At 36.2% G+C, this 21,190-nt stretch carries 21 protein-coding genes; 7 read left to right on the top strand and 14 right to left on the bottom strand.

Annotated features, from left to right (window positions below; genetic code table 11):
* Positions 1 to 56 precede the first annotated feature (56 nt).
* The 3 genes from WH188_RS22815 to WH188_RS22805 all read left to right on the top strand — a co-directional run bounded on the left by WH188_RS22815 (position 57) and on the right by WH188_RS22805 (position 4,530).
* The gene (locus tag WH188_RS22815) at positions 57 to 2,510 is read left to right on the top strand and encodes a PIG-L family deacetylase (protein ID WP_168127999.1); all 2,454 of its coding nucleotides are present in this window, start codon (positions 57 to 59) and stop codon (positions 2,508 to 2,510) included.
* Between the two features lie 13 nt (positions 2,511 to 2,523).
* Positions 2,524 to 2,724: a hypothetical protein gene (locus WH188_RS22810; protein WP_021189267.1), complete on the top strand. Its 201-nt coding sequence runs from the start codon at positions 2,524 to 2,526 to the stop codon at positions 2,722 to 2,724.
* Positions 2,725 to 2,829: 105 nt separating this feature from the next.
* Complete coding sequence (locus WH188_RS22805; protein WP_339424685.1) at positions 2,830 to 4,530, top strand: sodium:solute symporter; 1,701 nt, start codon at positions 2,830 to 2,832, stop codon at positions 4,528 to 4,530.
* A gap of 1 nt (position 4,531) precedes the next feature.
* Here WH188_RS22805 and WH188_RS22800 read toward each other — a convergent pair whose 3' ends face one another.
* The 8 genes from WH188_RS22800 to WH188_RS22765 form a co-directional block, all read right to left on the bottom strand.
* On the bottom strand, positions 4,532 to 5,326 hold the full coding sequence (locus tag WH188_RS22800) for an N-acetylmuramoyl-L-alanine amidase (protein ID WP_206368617.1): 795 nt from the start codon (positions 5,324 to 5,326) through the stop codon (positions 4,532 to 4,534).
* Positions 5,327 to 5,406: 80 nt separating this feature from the next.
* Complete coding sequence (locus tag WH188_RS22795) at positions 5,407 to 6,435, bottom strand: DUF3078 domain-containing protein (RefSeq protein ID WP_021189270.1); 1,029 nt, start codon at positions 6,433 to 6,435, stop codon at positions 5,407 to 5,409.
* A gap of 31 nt (positions 6,436 to 6,466) precedes the next feature.
* A complete protein-coding gene (locus tag WH188_RS22790) occupies positions 6,467 to 7,225 on the bottom strand; it encodes a hypothetical protein (RefSeq protein ID WP_168127997.1) in 759 nt (252 codons plus the stop codon).
* Positions 7,226 to 7,283: 58 nt separating this feature from the next.
* A complete protein-coding gene (locus WH188_RS22785) occupies positions 7,284 to 8,111 on the bottom strand; it encodes a glucosaminidase domain-containing protein (RefSeq protein ID WP_132844985.1) in 828 nt (275 codons plus the stop codon).
* A gap of 13 nt (positions 8,112 to 8,124) precedes the next feature.
* A complete protein-coding gene (locus WH188_RS22780) occupies positions 8,125 to 8,652 on the bottom strand; it encodes a glucosaminidase domain-containing protein (protein WP_021189273.1) in 528 nt (175 codons plus the stop codon).
* A 22-nt stretch (positions 8,653 to 8,674) separates the two neighbouring features.
* Complete coding sequence (locus tag WH188_RS22775; RefSeq protein WP_132771812.1) at positions 8,675 to 9,310, bottom strand: O-methyltransferase; 636 nt, start codon at positions 9,308 to 9,310, stop codon at positions 8,675 to 8,677.
* Between the two features lie 234 nt (positions 9,311 to 9,544).
* Positions 9,545 to 10,174, bottom strand: a complete 630-nt coding sequence (folE, locus tag WH188_RS22770; protein WP_132771763.1) for a GTP cyclohydrolase I FolE — start codon at positions 10,172 to 10,174, stop codon at positions 9,545 to 9,547.
* 27 nt (positions 10,175 to 10,201) lie between these two features.
* A complete protein-coding gene (locus WH188_RS22765; protein WP_031287841.1) occupies positions 10,202 to 10,615 on the bottom strand; it encodes a 6-pyruvoyl trahydropterin synthase family protein in 414 nt (137 codons plus the stop codon).
* Positions 10,616 to 10,720: 105 nt separating this feature from the next.
* Here WH188_RS22765 and mqnB point away from each other — a divergent pair, with 105 nt between their 5' ends.
* The 3 genes from mqnB (at position 10,721) to WH188_RS22750 (ending at position 13,309) form a co-directional block, all read left to right on the top strand.
* On the top strand, positions 10,721 to 11,350 hold the full coding sequence (gene mqnB / locus WH188_RS22760) for a futalosine hydrolase (protein ID WP_132771762.1): 630 nt from the start codon (positions 10,721 to 10,723) through the stop codon (positions 11,348 to 11,350).
* Positions 11,351 to 11,490: 140 nt separating this feature from the next.
* Positions 11,491 to 12,477 (top strand): pyruvate dehydrogenase complex E1 component subunit beta, encoded by a 987-nt coding sequence (locus tag WH188_RS22755; protein ID WP_021189278.1) that lies wholly within the window; start codon positions 11,491 to 11,493, stop codon positions 12,475 to 12,477.
* A gap of 88 nt (positions 12,478 to 12,565) precedes the next feature.
* Positions 12,566 to 13,309, top strand: a complete 744-nt coding sequence (locus WH188_RS22750) for a DUF6263 family protein (RefSeq protein WP_132771761.1) — start codon at positions 12,566 to 12,568, stop codon at positions 13,307 to 13,309.
* 60 nt (positions 13,310 to 13,369) lie between these two features.
* Here WH188_RS22750 and gcvH read toward each other — a convergent pair whose 3' ends face one another.
* The gene (gene gcvH / locus WH188_RS22745) at positions 13,370 to 13,750 is read right to left on the bottom strand and encodes a glycine cleavage system protein GcvH (protein ID WP_021189281.1); all 381 of its coding nucleotides are present in this window, start codon (positions 13,748 to 13,750) and stop codon (positions 13,370 to 13,372) included.
* Positions 13,751 to 13,866: 116 nt separating this feature from the next.
* Here gcvH and WH188_RS22740 point away from each other — a divergent pair, with 116 nt between their 5' ends.
* Positions 13,867 to 15,054, top strand: coding sequence for an anhydro-N-acetylmuramic acid kinase (locus tag WH188_RS22740; RefSeq protein ID WP_317166849.1), 1,188 nt, complete (start codon positions 13,867 to 13,869; stop codon positions 15,052 to 15,054).
* A gap of 3 nt (positions 15,055 to 15,057) precedes the next feature.
* Here WH188_RS22740 and WH188_RS22735 read toward each other — a convergent pair whose 3' ends face one another.
* The 5 genes from WH188_RS22735 to WH188_RS22715 all read right to left on the bottom strand — a co-directional run bounded on the left by WH188_RS22735 (position 15,058) and on the right by WH188_RS22715 (position 21,144).
* Entirely contained in the window at positions 15,058 to 15,729 is a 672-nt protein-coding gene (locus WH188_RS22735; protein ID WP_339424684.1) for a DUF2461 domain-containing protein, read from the bottom strand.
* Positions 15,730 to 15,739: 10 nt separating this feature from the next.
* Entirely contained in the window at positions 15,740 to 16,540 is an 801-nt protein-coding gene (locus WH188_RS22730) for a phosphatidate cytidylyltransferase (protein ID WP_132771758.1), read from the bottom strand.
* A gap of 1 nt (position 16,541) precedes the next feature.
* Positions 16,542 to 16,757 carry a putative signal transducing protein gene (locus tag WH188_RS22725; protein WP_021189284.1) on the bottom strand — a complete coding sequence of 72 codons (216 nt, stop codon included), beginning with the start codon at positions 16,755 to 16,757 and terminating at the stop codon, positions 16,542 to 16,544.
* A complete protein-coding gene (locus WH188_RS22720) occupies positions 16,732 to 17,661 on the bottom strand; it encodes a CPBP family intramembrane glutamic endopeptidase (RefSeq protein ID WP_132844973.1) in 930 nt (309 codons plus the stop codon). The genes WH188_RS22725 and WH188_RS22720 overlap by 26 nt, the downstream gene beginning before the upstream one ends.
* 183 nt (positions 17,662 to 17,844) lie before the next feature.
* Positions 17,845 to 21,144, bottom strand: coding sequence for a S41 family peptidase (locus tag WH188_RS22715; RefSeq protein ID WP_339424683.1), 3,300 nt, complete (start codon positions 21,142 to 21,144; stop codon positions 17,845 to 17,847).
* Positions 21,145 to 21,190 lie beyond the last annotated feature (46 nt).

Genomic DNA, 21,190 nt, shown 5'->3' with positions numbered 1-21,190 from the left:
TCTCCCTACAGAATTTCCGTTTTTTATTTAACCACAATATTAATTACCTTTAATCTATGTTAAAATCAATCCTATTTACCAACATATTCATTTGTTTAACCTTTCTGCCACAGGCTCAAGCTCAAAAGGCAACAAATAGCTGGAACAGTGCTGACATAAAATCAAAATTAGAAAAATTAAATGTTCTAGGGTCTGTTCTATATTTTGCAGCCCATCCGGATGACGAGAACACTAAATTAATAGCATGGTTAGCTCAGGAAAAACATTATAAAACGGGATATCTGTCCCTAACAAGGGGAGACGGGGGACAAAACTTAATCGGTACGGAACAGGGAATAGAACTTGGTCTGATTAGGACACAGGAACTTTTAGCAGCAAGAAGAATCGATCAAGGAGAGCAGTTCTTTACTTCTGCTTTTGATTTTGGATTTTCAAAAACTTCGGAAGAGACCTTTAATTTTTGGGATAAAGAACAAGTACTTCGAGAAGCGGTGTGGATCATTCGAAAATTCCGACCTGATGTCATTATAACCCGATTTCCACCTGATGCGAGAGGGGGACATGGTCATCATCAAGCTTCTGCAATATTAGCAAAAGAAGCATTTGTTGCCGCTGCAGACCCAACACGGTTTCCAGAACAGTTGAAACAGGTCAAGCCATGGAAAGCAACTCGTTTGCTATGGAATACGTACAATTTTGGCAATCAAAATACAATTAGTGATGATCAAATACAGATTGAAATAGGCCAATACAATCCCTTGATAGGCAAATCCTATGGAGAAGTTGCTGCCGAAAGTAGGTCATCGCATAAAAGTCAGGGATTTGGAAGTGCTGCTCAGGTTGGAAAGTCTACAGAATATTTTGAATACATAGCAGGAGAAGCAACGAATAAAGATCTTTTCGAAAATATTGACGATACCTGGTCAAGAATCCCTCATACCGCTGCTATCAGTACGAAAATAAAACAGATTAATGCTTCCTTTCAGCTCGACCACCCGGAAAAATCAATTCCTGACCTATTCGAAGCTCTGACACTGGTCAAGGCGATAGCGGATAACTACTGGAAAGAAATAAAAACAAATGAAATCAATGATTTAATCCTTGCCTGTGCTGGAGTAAGAATAGAAAGCATCGCAGCAAAGCCGCATTATGCTATTGAAGACACGATAAAGGTTACAAATCAACTGATTGTAAGAGCTGATGTTCCTGCGATACAGGTTGCTAAGATCAATGGAAAAAATATCAATCAAAATCTCGAAAATAATACCCTAACAAGTTTTACTAGTTCTTACCCTGCGCGGTTTAGTACACAACCATACTGGTTGGATGCTCCAAATCTTATAGGTCGATTCCAATTCGCAGACTTTAATAAAACTGGAGCCCCTGAAAATCCAGACTATCCAGCTGTTGACTATGAACTGGTCATCAATGGAAAGGCGCTTAACTATAAAAAACCCATCCAATATAAATTTACAGATCCTGTTAGGGGAGAAATCTACAATCCTATCGTGATTTCACCAGCCATAACCGCATCTACGGACCAGACGATCGTACTAAGTCAAAATAACACTCCACAAAAGGTAAGGGTAACATTTGTAAATGAAGGCAGTACAAAAAATAGAACAGAAAATGTTTCTCCTGTTGTCAACAAAAATTGGATCGTAACTCCAAATCTGGTTAAGCTCGAATATTCAGAAAACCAGCAACAAATAAGTCAGGAATTTACCGTTCAGGCACAGACCAAAGATACACGCCTAGATACACTTTCCTTCCGTTATGGCTCAAATGAAAAAGTCAAAATAAACCGCGATATACATTATGACCATATACCAGCCATCACGTGGTTTCCTGATCTTACAGTAAAAGTCAGCAATCTGCAACTTCAAGTTCCTATCAAAAAAGTTGGATATCTGGTTGGAGCGGGAGATTTAATTCCTGAGTCTTTAAGAGCAATTGGTATTTCTGTAGATCTTCTAAATGAAACACAGGCTCTGCATCAAAATCTCGCACAATATGATGCCGTCATAGTAGGAATAAGGGCTTTTAACGTCTTAAAATCGATGAATCAGATTAGTGCTAAACTAAATGAATATGTTAAAAATGGCGGTACAGTTTTGGAACAGTATAATGTAAACAACAAGTTGCTCTCTAATCAATTTGGTCCATATCCATTCCGTTTAGGCAACAGCAGGGTGACGGAAGAACTTGCTGTAGTAAAATTTGATGAACAAAATCAAATTTTTAACTATCCAAATAAAATCATCAAATCTGATTTCGACAACTGGGTACAAGAACGGGGTCTGTATTTTGCGGAAGATATCGACAGTCGTTATCAAACACCTATACAGATGCAGGATAAAAATGAACCGCTTCACAATGGATCGCTATTGATTACTAACTATGGAAGTGGTAGATTTGTCTATACATCATTGTCATTTTTCAGACAATTGCCTGCAGGAGTTCCTGGAGCTTACAGATTATTTGTAAATTTGTTATCAAAATCAAAATAAAACATACAATTCAATGGAAAATCAAGTTGAAAACAACGCATGCGCACCTAATCCAAAAGGATTAATCGTATTAATCGGTGTGATATTTGGAGCTTTAATTTCATTCACTGCAAACGAGACTTTTTTAAGTATCATAGGTGGAGCTGTTGTTGGTTTAATTATCGCAGCTTTCTTCAATAGCTTCCTTTACGCTCAAACACCGCATGACAGATAGGGGAAATAACCCCTTAACACAAAAATGGAAGCGCTTTTATATTTTAGTAGCGTGTAGCCTGCTTGTGGTCATACTATTCCTTTATCTATTCACGAGCTATTTTTCATGAGTACGATTGATTGGATAGTTCTTATTCTGACTCTTTTGATTATTGTGCTGTATGGCATGTACAAAAGTAGAGGAATCAAAAATATTGATGGGTATTTACTTGGTAATCAATCCTTACCTTGGTACCATGTCGGACTTTCGGTGATGGCCACTCAGGCGAGTGCCATCACCTTTCTTTCTGCGCCAGGCCTGGCTTACAGTTCAGGAATGAGCTTCGTCCAGTTCTATTTCGGTCTTCCTTTGGCCATGATTGTACTCTGTATCACCTTTGTACCAATCTTTCATAAACTTCGCGTTTTTACAGCTTACGAATTTCTAGAGAAACGGTTTGATATTCGGACCCGTGGATTAACGGCTTTCTTGTTTTTGATCCAGCGCGGTATATCAACAGGCATCAGTATTTTTGCTCCGGCACTTATTATAGCCAGCATTTTACATATTAACCTTCCTCTCACCACGCTTTTAATCGGCAGTATCGTGGTAATCTATACGACATATGGTGGTACTAAAGCAGTTTCACACACGCAAATGCTCCAGATGAGCATCATATTTGGAGTGTTGCTTGTCGCCGGAATACTTGTTGTCAAACTCTTACCTACAGACATTGGTTTATATAAAGCGCTTCATATTGCTGGTAAATCTGGAAAAACAAATGCGATCGACTTTACATTTGACCTGAATAACCAGTATACTGTTTGGACAGGTATTATTGGTGGTTTCTTCCTACAGCTATCCTATTTTGGTACGGATCAAAGTCAGGTAGGCCGTTATCTAACGGGTTCATCTATAAAAGAAAGTAGACTTGGTCTACTAATGAATGGCTTACTCAAAATACCTATGCAATTTTGTATTCTGCTCATAGGCGTTCTTGTTTTTGTTTATTATCAATATCACACACCGCCAATCTTTTTCAACCAGGTTGAAGTAGATAAGTTAAAACAAAGTGAATATAACAGCACTTATACGGTTCTGGAAAAGCAACAGGCTTTTATTAGTAATAAAAAGAAGGAAACAATCAATCGTTTAACTAAAGCCATTGATGATGAGGATCAATCTACAATAGACGAAGCAAGGCTTACACTCAAGAATTCAAATGAAAAACTAAACGATATCCGTACAGAAGTTGTCGCATTAATAAAGAAGAATAATCCCGCTGCCGAAACAAATGACAATAACTACATCTTTCTATCTTTTGTAAATAATACTTTCCCTAAGGGCTTAATAGGTCTGCTTATCGCTGTTATCTTTCTTGCATCTATGGGATCTACAGCAAGTGCGATCAATTCTTTGGCTTCTACAAGCACCGTTGATATTTACAAGCGATTTATAAACCAAAATTCTAGCGATAAACAGGATCTATTCTGGTCACGTATATTCACGCTTTTCTGGGGTGTATTTTCTATCGCTGTTGCCTTATATGCGAGTAGACTGGGCAATCTCCTAGAGGCGGTTAATATCCTAGGTTCATTATTTTATGGTACTATTTTGGGCATTTTTATTGTCGCCTTCTATATGAAGAGTATAGGAGGGAAAGCCGTGTTTTATGCTGCAATAATAACTGAAGTGATTATTTTTACGATCTGGAAAATAGATGTCATAGCCTTTTTATGGCTCAATGTCATTGGCTGTATCTCGGTCATGTTCATCGCCTACTTATTAGAAAACTTGATACCAAAAAAAAGCCATTCAATCGAATAGCTTAATAATTTTGATATAGATTATAAAGAATACTTTTATCATAAATCGTGAGTTCTGGGCTCACATCGTTGACAACAAACTTCCTTTTAAATGCAATAATTGCCGCTTTCAAATTGCGTGTATCGTAACCAATGATTCTCAAGGCATCAATTGGGTTGAAGGTTTCTGGGGCTGTTACCAATTCTGCAGGATTATACCATATACCAAAACCGCGATCTGCCAATTTTTTCCAAGGAAAAAATACACTTGGATCATTTTTACGAGCTGGAGCAATATCAGCATGACCAATGAAATTTGCTGCGGGAATGCCGTAATTAGCTTTTAATGTATCCAAGACAACCATTAACGCTTCAATCTGGGCATCTGGAAATGCTTCCTTTCCATTATTATCCAGTTCTATTCCAATGGAGATCGAATTCATATCTGTGATCGTTCCCCACTTGGAAAGTCCCGCATGCCAACCTCTTACATAATCATTGAGCATCTGAACGATTACACCATTACGGCTAATCACATAATGTGAACTTACCTTTGTGTGCTCTACCTGAAATGTTCTGATGGTTTGATCCAGACTATTTTGTGCTGTATGATGGATAATAACGTAGTTTGGTTTGCGCACATCATAGTGTATGGCCGTTTCCTGACGTATATTAGCATGTATGCCGGCCTTTCCCAATGTCCATACTTTGTGCTCTCCCAAGCTTAATTTGGGAACGGTATCGTGCACGATCACCTTTTGGATGATCGTATCTATCTTTATAGGTACAATTTGCTCTATAGATCCCTTTTTAGCCATGCCTGACTTACTCTTACATCCAATAATGGATAGAGCAAAACAAAGTATAAACGGAATCCAAAGATTTTTTTTTTCAAACATTATCGAGGTAACCTATAAACCAATCCTAATGCCAATGATTCACTTAACTGAACTTTTGAGATCACATCCGTATCATAAACTAAAATTCCGTTTAAGTTTACATTGATCGCTCGCGATACTTTAGCTGTCACTGTGACATCCAAACGATGTGAAGGGTCCGTTACTTTTTTATAATTCGCAAATAAATTATAACGTGCTTTCACATTCAATTTATCTGTAAAATTTTTATCCATATTTCCGGTGATCTGAAAAGCGAGGTCATTTTGAACAGTTTTACCTCCTTCAACACCATACCTTACTTGATCTTTATCAATTGGTGCACGATCTGGATATTTCTGACTATATTGCTCAACCGTTAGGGGTTTAATACGGTTATCCAAAATCAGAGTTTGGCGTGCAGTACCTGTACCAAAACGAATCGAATAAGAAGCGCTTGGCTTGTATTCAAAACCCAGCGATTCGGTTATGTACGCAGGAGCCATAAATGCATTCTCGATATAATCAATGGTATCTTTACCGTCAACTTGTTTATATTTATATCCTGCATCAAATTGAGATTCAAAGGTTAATGAAGTATAAAGTGCCCATTTAGCAGACAATTTATAAGACAATTTATTATCCCAAAAAATACGGTCGTTATTTTTCTTCGCGATTTGCTTATTATTTTTAATCTTACCATATCGCAAATCGATCTCAGTTACAAAATTGAAATTGTCTCTGGTATAATCTGATTTATGATTTGCAATTAATCCGACGGCTGTTGATCCAACTCCACCACCTTTCCAGTCGCCATTAAAGGCTGCCTGATTAATATTTACTCCAAAACTGGTCCAATGCTTCCAATAATCAACTTGTAATTCTAATTTTGGTACTACTGGACGAATATTTTTTAAGGAGATATTTTCTTGTTTATTCTCCGAAATAACTGAATCTGGCTTTACTCTAAGGTCTTTCAAATTAACCTGAGCGCTAACCGTACCACACGATAAGCCAATAATTAATAAGGCAAATAAGGATTGTAACTTCATATCAAGCAACTCTTTTTTTTCTTTTCTTAATTTAAGGTACTAAAATAGGATTTATTGTTGGTAATGGCTCAATAAAATATCGAGAAGGATTTTTTTGATACTTTTCATAACATTCTTTGATATAATTTGTCAGTTCATACTGTGTACAGCTAATGATGAAAAAGTAACTTGGTTTAAAGATCCGTCTAAATTTATTAAGCTCTTCTCCTTCTAAACCTGTTGTACGACTCACCAGTTGTTCTGAAAACTTATACTCGATAACATTATCTTTATAATCACTCTCAATCAATTTCTTTAATCTTTTTGCATTTTTAGCTTCTCTGCTAAACAGACTATAGATGGAGTTGATACTGAGCCCTGCACCATTATGCCCTACTGAAAACAGATCTCCTGGATCAGAAAGCCGAAAGGCTTTCTCATAATCATTTCTTGCCTTTTTTAAAATCTCATCTGGATCTTTCTTTGCAACTACAGAAACTTCATCAATATAAATCGATTCACGCTTCAAATGGAACAGTATAACAGGAGAGGTATTTACAATGACGGTATCAGGATAGTATTCCCGAGAAGTCGCGATCAATGCATCTCCTTTGTCGGCCATAATAGAAAATTCTCCCTTACTATTGTTAAAGACTTCTTCGTTGGTCCTAGTGTTGCGGATTGTTACTTTTGATATACGTTGTTTGGTATTAAAATCAGAAACAATACCCTCTATACGCTTTTGTGCAAAAGCATCGGGTGCTAGTGCAACCAAAAGAATGAGTATTACGATATTTTGCAGAGTCTTCACTCTCGTAAAACTACGTTTTAGCTTATCAAAATAGAAATATTTAACATCTTTTGATGATTTACTTTGAAATTACCAATAGCTGCCCGATGGCTAAGTTTGTGTCAGTCAAGCCATTTAACTCTTTTATTTGATCAACAGTGATACCGTATTGTTTACTCAACGAGTATAATGTGTCTTTCCCTTGTACTTCATGAATACGCATTGCTACAGGACTCTTGATTTGCTCTGTTTGTACCACAGGAGCTTCGACTGCATTGTGTACAATCTCTCGCTCAACAACAACTTCTCTTTTCTCCTTCTCAACACGAGTTTCCACGCGGTCATATTGGTAGAGTTCATACCGTTCAATCATATCGATCAATAAATCTGGATATCGCGGGTTGGTGGCATAGCCTGCGGCTTTCAAACCTTTGGCCCAGCCTTTATAATCGTTCTTATTGAGCAAGAATAAATCGGAATAACGTTTACGCAACAAGAATTCAGAATGATCTCTAAAAGACTGTTCCGGACTTTCATAAACGCGAAAGCAGTCATTGATATTATCATCTGGGCGATTAATGGATTTTCCCTTCCATACACCTCCACATTTGATTCCAAAGTGATTATTGGCTTCGGTAGCGAGGTAGCTATTGCCATTTCCAGATTCTAATAATGCTTGTGCCAATTTGATACTCGCAGGAATACCGTACTTATTCATTTCTGAAATAGCAATATCTTTATATTTCTCAACATAAGCATTTCCTGAAACAGCTGGTCTTAACTTACTAGGACGATTGGAAGAGGTAGAGCCTTGATGATTTTTGCTTTTATAGACGGTGTTTTTTTTGGATGAGCATGAACTAAAAAAAACAGTAAGGGCAAGTAGGATAAAAGCAATTTTTTTCATTGGATGAGTAGCATTACTTAGAAGCGGTGAGTTTCCTAGATATTGTGGTCGGATTTTTATCAAAACTATCTAAATCATACATTTCAATTGTTTTGATAACCTTCGCAGACCAATCTTTAGTTCTTGAATATCCTGCTTTTGCTAAAGCACCTACCCAAGCTTTGTAGTTTTGTCCTCGATTTTCCTCAAATAAGGGAGTCGTGGTTTTCTTTCTTTTAACCAACGATATAAAGTCATTATAAGAATCAAGTACTGATTTATAACCTTTATATGCTGAATTAATCACTTTGCTATTATTTTTTCCTTTAATACCGAAGTGATTATTTAAATTTTTTGCAATCTTACTATTTCCATGTGCACTTTCATGCATTGCAATAGCTAAAATTACTGATGCTGGAACACCATGTTCTTGCATCATCTCTTGTGCTACGGGGCTGTATTTATCAATATAAAATTGATTGCTTTGAGCGGATGCAGTAGCATAACTACTGACGATCAAAATTAATACAGCAACATAGTTTTTTAATGTTTTAAAATTCATAAAGAATCATTTAGTCCACTAATTACTTTTTGCGTAATACAAAAAGTCCATCTCGAATCGGCAATAAAACCTTTTCGATGCGCTGGTCCTGAGCTAATTGTTCATTCAAATCTATGATTTGCTTTGTTTGATTGTCTGGATTTTCATCTAATACTTTGCCTTTCCACAAGACATTATCGATTAAAATCAGTCCTCCAGACGGGACTCTATCTAAAATTAATTCGTAATAGTAATGATTACGTTTTTTATCAGCATCTATAAAAACCAGATCAAAACTACCTTCGATCTTCGGAATTACTTCTGCAGCATCACCAATATGGTATTTAATTTGAGACGCATATTCAGATCTGTCAAAATATCCCTGTACACGCTCCTCCTGTTCTGCATTAACATCTACCGTATGTAAAATCCCCTTTTTAGACAAGCCTTCTGCAAGGCATAAAGTAGCATATCCAGTAAACGTACCGATTTCCAAAATAGTATTTGGAGCAGCTAATTTACTAAGCATAGCAAGCACCCTTCCTTGGTAATGTCCGGATAACATATGAGGCATTGTTTCCTTCAAATAGGTCTCCCTATTGACGCTTTTTAGCAACGGATTTTCTTCGTCACATGTGCGCTCTAAGTAAGATTCTAAATGCTCATTACAAATGTCCATAACAACAAAATTACTGAACATGATTTATAATCAGAAAAAATAAAATACAAACCGCTGATAATTAGGTAATTAATATTTGGTCAGATGTTACATAAAAAATCGCATCCGCCTTTATGAAGCATAATGACACTTTTAAAAAATCGTGATTTTTTAAATTCTTTGAATTTTCAAAGAAAAAAAAGTCCAATCATCATAGGAAGATTGGACTTTAAATTTTGTTATTTTTTTATTGAATTACGTCAAATTTGCAGTAATTAGTTTTAAGAATTCCGAACGCGTTACATCGTTTTGAAAAGCTCCTGTAAATGCTGATGTTGTAGTGACAGAATTTTGCTTCTGAATGCCTCGCATAGCCATACACATATGCTTACATTCGATCACCACAGCCACACCCTTTGCTCCTAAGGTTTCTTGAATACAGTCACGGATTTCATTGGTAAGACGTTCTTGAACTTGTAGTCGACGTGCAAAGATATCTACAACGCGTGGAATTTTGCTCAATCCAACGATATGACCATTAGGAATATAAGCAATATGCGCTTTACCAAAGAATGGCAACATATGGTGTTCGCACATCGAATACACTTCAATATCCTTCACCACAACCATCTGGCTATAGTCTTCCTCAAACATAGCACCTTGTAATACTTTAGCAGGATCAATATCATATCCATGAGTTAAAAACTGCAAAGCTTTTGCTACACGTTCTGGTGTTTTCAATAATCCCTCACGATTCGGATCTTCTCCTAGAGATTCTAAAATATCTGTATAATGAGCGGCAATACGACCAACTTTTTCTTGATTATATTGATCAATTTTCACGTAGCCGTCTAACTCTTCTTCTTCAAATGAGTGATTACTCATAGTAATTAAATAAATTAGTGTATAAGATTAGTCGCCAAAATATTCGACGTAATTATTTTCTGTTTCATGAAGGCGAATGCTGTGCAACTGCACTTTTTGTTCTTCAAATAATGGTTTCAATACCTCAAATATAGCAATTGCTATATTTTCTGTAGAAGCCATCTTATCTTTCATAAAATCAACATCAAGGTTAATATTTTTGTGATCGACTTTATTTACGATATTTTCCAAAATAATGGTTTTCATCAATTTTAAGTCAATCAGAAAACCTGTTGTTGGATTTACGTCACCTTTGACCGTCACAAACAAATCATAATTATGACCATGCCAATTAACATTTGAACAGTTTCCGAAAACATTTTCGTTTTTCTCAATACTCCAATCTTCGCGGTAAAGCTTATGTGCAGCGCAAAAGCGCTCACGACGAGTGATATATACCATAATACCACAAAGATACGTGTTTGCAACCAAAATATCGCTTTCAACGAAATGATTACCATCACATTTGCGTAAATATTGATTAATATTGTACAAAGGTTATCCCACATGAAAACACTTATAGTAGCAGCAACTCGATTCGAAATTCAACCCTTCCTTGATCGTATTGCTGCATATCCGAATACCGACTATTTAATAACGGAAGTAGGTATGGTACAAACAGCTTATCGGCTTGGAAAACATCTTGCAAATAATCAATATGATCTTATCATTAATATCGGTATTGGTGGCTGCTTTAATCGATCATTACCAATAGGGGCGGTCGTTTCAATCGATCGCGAGATCTTCTCAGAATTAGGAGCAGAAGATGATGAGAGATTCATTCCGATTGATGAACTTGGATTTGGTAACGCTCATTATGTGGCCACACAAAATAAGACAACTAAGGAACTGGTGCATGCATTACCAACAGGGCTAGGTGTAACAGTTAATAAGGTGCATGGAAATGAATTAGAAATTTCGAAATTACTGATACAAATACCCAATGCTCTGATTGAATCCATGGAAGGAGGATCTGTTTTTTTAGTTGCATCTGAAGCAAAAATTCAAACCATACAGATCCGTGGAATATCTAATTATGTAGAGAAGCGAAATCGTGCCACGTGGAACGTACCGCTCGCTATCCACAATAGCAATGCGGTTCTTTTCGAAATTTTGTGTAAAATAGATAAAGTTTAATTTTTGAATTTTATTACTGTTTTCGCCATCCTGTTATTAAAAAATGACATAAAAGCAGATATTTAGCGATGAATAACCTTCAAAATATCAATAATAAATAGTAGATTTGTAATCTAAAATTTGACACTATTTTACAACTGATGAGAGAGATACAATTCAGAGAAGCACTTCGTGAAGCGATGAACGAGGAAATGCGTAAAGACGAAACAATATTTTTATTAGGAGAAGAAGTTGCAGAATACAATGGTGCTTATAAAGTGAGCCAAGGTATGCTGGATGAATTCGGAGCTAAACGCGTGATAGATACACCTATTGCAGAATTAGGTTTTGCAGGTATAGCAGTCGGTGCTGCGATGAACGGTTTAAAACCAATCGTTGAATTCATGACTTTCAACTTTTCTTTAGTTGCGATTGACCAAATTATCAATGCTGCTGCAAAGATTCGTTCCATGAGTGGAGGTCAATTCTCTATTCCAATAGTATTCCGTGGTCCAACTGGTAATGCAGGGCAATTGGGAGCACAGCACTCTCAAAATTTTGAGAACTGGTATGCAAATACTCCAGGATTAAAAGTTGTTGTTCCTTCAAATCCTTATGATGCGAAAGGTTTATTAAAATCTGCTATGATTGATCCAGATCCAGTTATTTTTATGGAATCTGAGGTTATGTATGGTGATAAAGGTCACGTGCCTGAAGAAGAATATTACTTACCAATAGGTAAAGCAAATGTTGTTAAAGAAGGTACTGATGTAACCATCGTATCTTTCGGTAAAATGGTTCCACGTGTTGTATTACCTGCTGTTGAAGAATTGACAAAAGAAGGTATCAATGTGGAAGTAATTGACTTACGTTCTGTTCGTCCAATAGATTACCCAACTATTATCGAGTCTGTTAAGAAAACAAACCGTTTGGTAATTGTGGAAGAAGCTTGGCCATTAGCGTCTATTTCATCTGAAATAACATATTCTGTACAACGTAATGCATTTGATTATTTAGATGCTCCAATCGTTCGTATTACAGCAGCAGATGTTCCTCTTCCATATGCAGCTACATTAATTGAAGCAGCTCTTCCAAGTGTTGCTAAAGTTGTAAAAGCTGTAAAAGAAGTTGCTTACATCAAAAAATAAAAGCATCTAATTGCTTAAATCAAAAAAGACCTTTGGTAATACCAAAGGTCTTTTTTAATTTAGGGGATATTTTACTAACTAATCTTAAATGATCAAGACCCTATCGCTCGCTTTTTTGTCGTTCTTTATTATTACGACATTAATTGCTCAAGACAAAGTTTTATTAAAGCTGAAACCCGATCTTAATAATCCCTTTTCACAAAAAATGCACATGACTATAGATGTCAATGCTGGTGCTCAAAGTACTATGATCGATGCAACCATGTTGTGCGAGACAACAAACACCAATGCTACAGACAGTACATTGACCTATGCAACGAAATATACAGCAATGATCATGGCAATGGATGCAGGAATGATGACCGTCAACTATGATTCCAAGAATCCGGAAGCCAATGAACTTTCCAAACAGATCCATGAAAAAGTTAAAACTTTGCTGGAGACCCCTATCGTGGCTGTGATGGGTTTAAATGGAAAAATAAAAGATGTCGAAGATTTACCTGATGATAATGATCTGTTTGATGCCAATATGCTCAAAGAAGCAGCGTTTGAATACCCAAATAGAGAATTAAAAGTTGGAGAACAATGGAAAGCAACAGCAAATAATAAGTCTCTAGGCCCAATAGAACAAACATACACCCTAAAAAGTATCTCAGCAGAGGGTATATCGATTACTTCAGAAGGAAGTATAACGGCAGAAGGCCAAACTGTCGGATCAATCACTGGCCAATACCTATTAAATCCTAAAACTCATTATTTAAAAGCGCTTACGCTCGAAACAAAAGTAAAAAATGAAGAGGTTGAAGTCACCAGCAAAATAGAAATCCTATAAACCACAAAAGAGCTGTCAATGACAGCTCTTTTGTGGTTTTATTGAACGTAAATGTTAAAATTACGCGTTAATTTCTTCTTTATATTGATCAGCAGTTAATAAAGCATCAACGTCAGCTACATCATTTAATTTGATACGAATAATCCAACCCTCTCCATAAGGATCTGAGTTTACTAATTCTGGTGATGCATCGATTGCCTCGTTAACAGCTAACACTGTTGCTGTAACAGGAATGAATAAATCAGAAACCGTTTTTACTGCCTCGATTGTTCCAAAGATTTCGTTTGCAGCCACTTCTTCACCAATTGTGTTGATGTCTACAAATACGATATCACCTAACTCACGTTGTGCGAAATCAGTAATACCAATAACGGCCTCATCACCTTCAACACGAATCCATTCGTGATCTTTAGTGTATTTTAATTCTGCTGGAAAATTCATTTTACTTTTTTTTAATCTTCTATTTAATTACGCCATGAAGTTACAAAATATATTTATATCACAAAAATCTTGTGTACTCTATCATATTTTGTTCCTACTTTTAAGGTATGAACTCAATGATTGAAAAGCTTTACAAAATCGCAAAAAAAGATAGTCGTTTTATAATAGGACTTATGTCAGGGACTTCATTGGATGGTCTTGATATTGCACTTTGTAGAATAAGTAATAGTGGTAAGTCTACACAAATTAGCGTGGATAATTTTATTACAATGGACTATCAGGATGAGTTTAGAAAATACGTAAGAGGTGTTTTTGCAAAGCGTACAATTGATCAACAGCTGCTCTGCGGACTTCATGCTTACGTCGGAAATGTACATGCAGCACTGATTAATCAGGCTCTTGAAAAATGGGGGATTCCACATTCAGAAATTGATTGTATTGCTAGCCATGGGCAGACAGTATACCACGCTCCACAAAGCCTTACAGATGATCAATTAATGCCCAACAGCACTCTTCAAATCGGGGATGGCGATCATATTGCTGTAAAAACTGGTATTATTACACTATCAGATTTTAGACAAAAACACATCGCTGCAGGTGGTGAAGGTGCACCTCTGGCGGCCTACGGCGATTACTTACTGTTTTCGGATAGGAAAGAAAATCGATTTTTATTGAATATCGGTGGCATTGCTAATTATACATTTATACCTAGCCAAGAAAGTGATTTGAAAGCTTTTGCAACAGATATTGGCCCCGGAAATACCATTATGAATCAGTTTGCAAAAGAAAAATTTGATATAGAGATGGATAAGGATGCAAACATCGCTACACAAGGAACTATCAATGAGGGACTTTTAAATGAGCTTTTAAAAGAACCATTTCTACAAGATGAATTCCCTAAAACAACTGGTCCGGAGCTCTTTAATTTGGATTATCTAAAAAAATGTCAGATAGCATCCAATAATCTTTATATGATTCCTGAAGATATCATGGCCACTTTAAATCAATTTACTGCAACATGCATCATTGACGCAATCCATAAGCTATCAAAAACATTAAGCAATGTACATATCTACATCAGTGGGGGAGGTTTACACAATCCGCTATTGGTCGCTAAAATCAAAGCAGGATTGCCTCATCATAAAGTCTCCTCATTTGGAATACTAGGCATTGATCCCGACGCTAAAGAAGCTGTGTTATTTGCCCTACTGGCTAATGAAACATTGGTTGGCGACCGAGACAATGTAAGTCAAATAAAAGATTCTCCTGCAGTCTGTATGGGTAAAATTAGCTTACCTCAATAACAACTAATCATTATCAATAGCTTCGTGTAGATACTGCTTCAAAGGAAGCATTGTTTTATATAATGCAATGATATTATTCAAAGCATTTTTATCAGTCAGAGCGCTATTGGATAAGCTTTTGTGTGCAACAAAGCTCTTTAATTTTAAAAATTCAATTGAAGGATGTGTTGCCTCATAACCAGCAGGGGGGCGTTTTAGTTTGTCTTCTTCTTCTAAAGTAAGACCACTTTTTTTCTGTAAATCTGCTATAATTGCATTAAATTTCTCTTCGTTATAATCTATTTCCTGACGAATAGCATCTAAATGTTTTTTTTCTGGTCTCCAGTAACCACAGGCAATAAATGAATTATCTGGAGAGATGTGGATATAATATTCTGGTCCGTCCAATTTACGGCCATCTTTGGAAATACCTGCACCGAACCAATTTTTATAGGGTGTTTTGTCTTTTGAAAAACGCGTATCACGATAGATACGAAACAAACATTTATTAGCCTGAATATCGGTCGTAATATGAGGATCAAATTGAGACAGGCTATTAATCAAATCAGCCACAAACAAACGAACATCAGCTAAAGCCGCTTCATAACGTTCTATCTCTTCTGCAAACCATTCACGGGTATTGTTATTTTGTAAATCTTTTAAAAATTTAAACGTATTTTGATTAATATGTCCCATAAATATGATCTTAATTTACTAAAAACAAAAATAAATATACCAAAGGTCCAGCGATTAATAAACCGTCGAATCGATCTAATAAACCTCCGTGTCCAGGTAATATATGTCCAGAATCTTTCACATTTAAGCTTCTTTTAAGCATCGATTCTACCAAATCACCCAATGTACCAAATACAGCAATTATCATTGCTACAATAATCCATTGCCATTGCGGTATTGTTTCAAAATAATGTGCTAAACATAAAGATACAAGAACTGCCAATACAATACCACCAATAAAACCTTCCCAGGTTTTCTTTGGAGAAATTCGCTCAAAAAGTTTATGTTTTCCCAAGGATCTCCCAGCTAAATAAGCCCCTGTATCACTCGTCCAAAGTAAAATCATAAAACCCAAAGGTAAAAAATGATTAAATGAGCCACCTATATAGCCTAATCTTGTAAAACAATAAAAAGGAAATCCAACATACAGAATACCTAAAATGGTAAAGCCGATATCATTAAAGGGGAAATCACGCTTTTGATAAAGAGCTTGTATATAGATCGCTAAAAGAAAAGGGATGCATAACAAAATATACTTCGCCTCAAAAATGCCTAAACTATATAACGCTGTTGTACTAAATAAAACAACTGTAGTCAATATACCTAAAGCTTTACTTGGTCTACGATCTTCTGAGCTAACAATACCATAAAACTCATACAGACACCAGGCGCTTAATAAAGAAAAAAATCCAAGGAAAACTGCGTCGCCCAGCAGCATAGCCCCAACCATGACGATGATAAAGAAAAATCCTGTAATAGCTCTAGTTTTCATACTAATCTTCGCTTTCTGTCGTAGATTCGATTAAAACTAATGCCTGTTGCTCATCTTGTTGATTCACATAAAGCTCAATCTTACCAAATACAAGGTATGATGAGTCCTGCTTATTTAATACAATAGCAGGTATCCCGCTTTCTTCTAACATTTGTTTAACGATCTCAGCTTCTATTGCATTAGTATAAACTTTAATCTTCTTCCAGCCTTGCTCCATATGGGATTTTTTTAGTTGAACGATAATATAATACTACAAAAATAACAGTAAATATTAAGCTTGCAAGGTAAACCCAAATTGGTTCTTGTTCAAAGTTATTCATTTCTTCGAAAGGTATCCCTTTTCTTGTATAATAAAACGCTGTAATGGTGGCACTTGCATTATTAATAAAATGGCCAAAAATAGGCAAATATATGTTTCTACTCCAAACATAGAGATATCCAAAAAAGGCACCAAGAAGCATTCTAGGAATAAATCCAAAGAACTGCATATGAAATGCACTAAAGATTATTGCTACTAACCAAATGACCACGTGCTTATTCCATATCCAACGACCAAAAATGTTTTGTAGACAGCCTCTAAAAACCATTTCTTCACCTACGGCTGGCACCACTGCTAAAATGATCAGATTGATCAATAAACCGCCCCAAGTTGACTCCTCTACAATTTGTTTAGTCATTACAGCGGCACTATCTTCACTAGCACGCATCCACTGCTGTACACCTCGAAGACTATCGGGCAATTGCATAGATTCATTCCAATACGCAAGCAATGACATCATAGGAATGAAACATAGCATGGCCGCAAAGACAAAAAGATATTGTAATGATGAAACCTTATTTATTCTTTCAAAATAGGGATGAATGCCTGATTCGCTACGATATAAGATCCAAGCTGGTAAAATAAATGTTGTAACACTACTGATCAACAACATCCCTTTGAGTGCCACTGTATTTTCTTGAAAAAAAGATAAACTGAACGGGCTCTCGGGAGACAAAATCTTCATAACCAATAGTGATAATCCCATCAATACCAATTGAATACTTACACCCAAAACGATCATGTAAAGCAATAATCTAAATAAAGATTTTCCGGGATTTATCTTTGTCACTAATTCTTCCATGTAGTACTTTTAATTTATTTCATAAATATATTACAATTAAAATTTATTACCTCAAAATCTTCTAAAAGATCTACTTTAAGCTATCATGCTGCATCTAGAACAACGTCTATCTGGATATAGAAACCTGTAAACCAAAAAAATCCCGTTTCATTTAAAATGAAACGGGATTTCCATATTTTTCAATTAATTAACCCGAATTGGATCAGCCGGTTTTTTCATGTTCTTGTAGGGATAATTTTTCATTTCTTCCAACAAGATCTGAACCGTTTTTTCCAATTGTGGATCACGACCTTCTATCAAATCCTTAGGTGTTTGCTCGACGAAAATATCTGGAGCAACACCTTCATTTTCGATGATATAATTGCCTTTCAAATCGTATACACCAAAGTTTGGTGAAGTGATTCTTCCTCCATCCAATAAAGGAGGATAACCGCTGATACCAACTAAAATACCCATAGTGGTACGGCCTACCAATTTTCCTAATCCTTTGTGGCGGAACATATAAGGCATCATATCTCCTCCGGAACCCGCATTTTCATTAATAATCATTGCTTTTGGCCCATAAATTCCATTACCTGGCGTATTGAATCCCTTTCCGTCACGTATTCCCCATCCAGCGATTAAATCACGGGATAATAAATCGATAACGTAATCGGCCACCCAACCGCCACCATTATTACGCTCATCAATTAATACCGCTTTTTTATCCATCTGAGAGAAATAATAGCGATTGAAAGCAGTGTATCCTTCTCCACCTGTATTAGGCATATAAATATACGCGATCTGACCCTTGCTTAATTCTTCCACACGTTTTCTGTTCCGCTCCATCCACTCGGTGCTTCTTAAACTCATCTCATCAGAAAATGATATTGGTTTAACCACATATTCTTTAGCTCCAACTAAACTAGGTTTTGTATTGACTTTAATACTTACCTGTTTACCAACAGTATTATCAAATAAACTGTACAAGTCCATATCGGCAGTAACTGCTGTACCATTTACTGCTACTAAGTACATTCCCGATTTGATATTTAATCCCGGTTCAGACAAAGGCGCTTTAAATGATGGATTCCAATCTAAGCGTGTAAAAATCTTATCAAGCTTATAAAAACCTTTATCAATAGAATAATCAGCTCCTAAAACACCCACACTAACCGAAGGACCACTAGGTTGATCACCTGGATAAATATAATTATGTCCAACAACCATTTCGCCCATCATTTCGTTCAATAAATAACCTAAATCAGAACGGTGACTTACATAAGGCAAGAACTTCTCATATTTCGTTTTTACAGCATTCCAATCTGCTCCATGCATATTTTCAACGTAGAAATAATCTTTCTGCATTGCCCATACTTCATCGAATATTTGTTTCCACTCAGCAACAGGATCAACTAATTGTTTGATATTATCCAATTTCAATACACCAGTTGTAGGACTTGCCACTTTTTGACCTGCTGTTACAATATTAATACCTGCACTGGTCTGAATAATCATTTTCTTACCGTCGGCACTGATAGCATATGAGCGGATACCTGCGACAAGATCTTTTTCTTTGAAATCTGTAAAATCATAAGCATAGAGTGTCCCATTCTTGACATATGTCAATTGATTGACGACAGATCCATTGATACCATAAATACCATCACCTAATGGAAGCGCAACAATTCGATTATTGATATGATCAAAATCTATTTCTGTAGGCTGTACCGCAGGTTTTGAAGGTTCTTTGTTTGGTTCTTCTTTCTTCTCGTCTTTTTTCTTTTTATTAGCCTTTGCTGTTTCTTTAGGCTTTTCCGACTCCTCTTTCTCTTCTTTTATCGTTTCTTCATCACTTTCATTTTTGAAAATAGAAGGTGTTTTACTGGATAAAATGAATGCATATGCTTCATAATTAGCACGACGCTCTGTTGCTGACATATGCAGTCCAGAATTTGTTAGTCCTACATTTGTACTTGCTGTGAAAAAAAGATACTTACCATCTCGACTAAATGAAGTCGATCGAACCGCACTCATACCATCGGTAATCTGTGTGCTTTTTTTACTGTCAAGATGATATAAAAATACTGCCGAAACGGAATTTGGAAGTGTTTTAATGTAAGAAATCCACTTCGAATCAGGTGACCAACTTGGTTGGAAATGATTAAAAACACGTCCAGTCTGAGCACTTTCTGTATCCGAATCTACCTTGACTATCTTTTTACTATCGATATCAATGTAAAATAAATTCAAGTGAGAATCGTTATAAAACAATTTCTTAGAATCAGGAGACCAGGTAGGTTCAAAATAAAAATTAGATTCACCTAAAGTATACATTAGAGGTTCATCTTTTCCAAATTGATCGCGTAATTGAAGTACATATTTCCCTTTTTCACTCGAAATATAGGAAATCCATTTCCCGTTCGGAGACCAGCTTGGAAAGCGGTCATGTGCGCCTGGAGAATTTGAAATATTGCGCGCTTCGCCTTTTTCTTTAGGTACAGAGAATATTTCTCCTCTCGCTTCTATAAGAGCACGTTGCCCGGTAGGGGAAATGTTCAAAGTGCGAATATCATCACGCATATTATCATAATGTGGTCTTTTATACAACGCATCATTACTCACATTAATTTTTAATGCTGTAGAAGACTTTGAATTGATATTGTAAATGTGTACTCTTCCTTCTTGTTCAAAGGTCAATTCCGATCCGTTGCCCGTCAATGTTCTGACGTCATAGTCAGTAAAATTGGTAATTTTATCGATTTTTTTTGATTTGACATCGTACGAGAAAATATTGACAATTTTATCTCTATCTGAAAGGAAGTAAACCTTATTATCCAACCATACCGGCTTAACGTCATTGCAGCGCTCTCCAGGGATTATTTCGATTTGATTACTCTTTGTGTCGAAAATCCAAATGGATGGCATACCACCGCCTCTATAGCGCTTAAAAGCAACACGGTCACGTTCCGTAGGATCTGTATTTTTTATATAAGCCCAATAGCGTCCATCTTTAGAAGGGCTACCCTGATAAGCCTCTGGCATAGGAAGCGATTTGTCCAATGTCAATCCAGTAACAGATGAAGAATATAAACGTGGACTTAATGCATAATTGTATTCGCGGGTTGTGGTATAATATACTTCATTATTATTTAGCCAGCCTCGCAGCACATCAGATGCGGGATGAAAAGTAATACGTTTAGGTTCACCACCTTCAATCGGCATGACATAAACGTCTGTATTACCATCATAATTACCCGTAAAAGCAATCTGTTTTCCATCCGGTGAGAAGATGGGGCTTTGTTCAACACCAGGATTTGTCGTTAATCTTCTTGGATTTGCTCCAGATTTATCCGAAATCCAAATATCACCTCCATATACGAAAGCAATATTTTCGGCGCTAATACTAGGACTTCTCAATAACAAAGTTTCTTGTGCTTCTACTGAAAAAGCACCCGATAAAGCCATTACTAATCCTAAAAATCGAAGTTTAGGTTTTAACATATATTTAAAGATAAAATAGGGTTTTTATTGTGCTGTAAAAATAACC

The organism is Sphingobacterium sp. MYb388 (genome assembly GCF_037479535.1).
GTDB classification, from domain to species: Bacteria; Bacteroidota; Bacteroidia; order Sphingobacteriales; family Sphingobacteriaceae; genus Sphingobacterium; species Sphingobacterium anhuiense.
The sequence above is the reverse complement of the archived record's forward strand: the minus strand, read 5'-3'. Positions and strand labels throughout refer to the sequence as shown.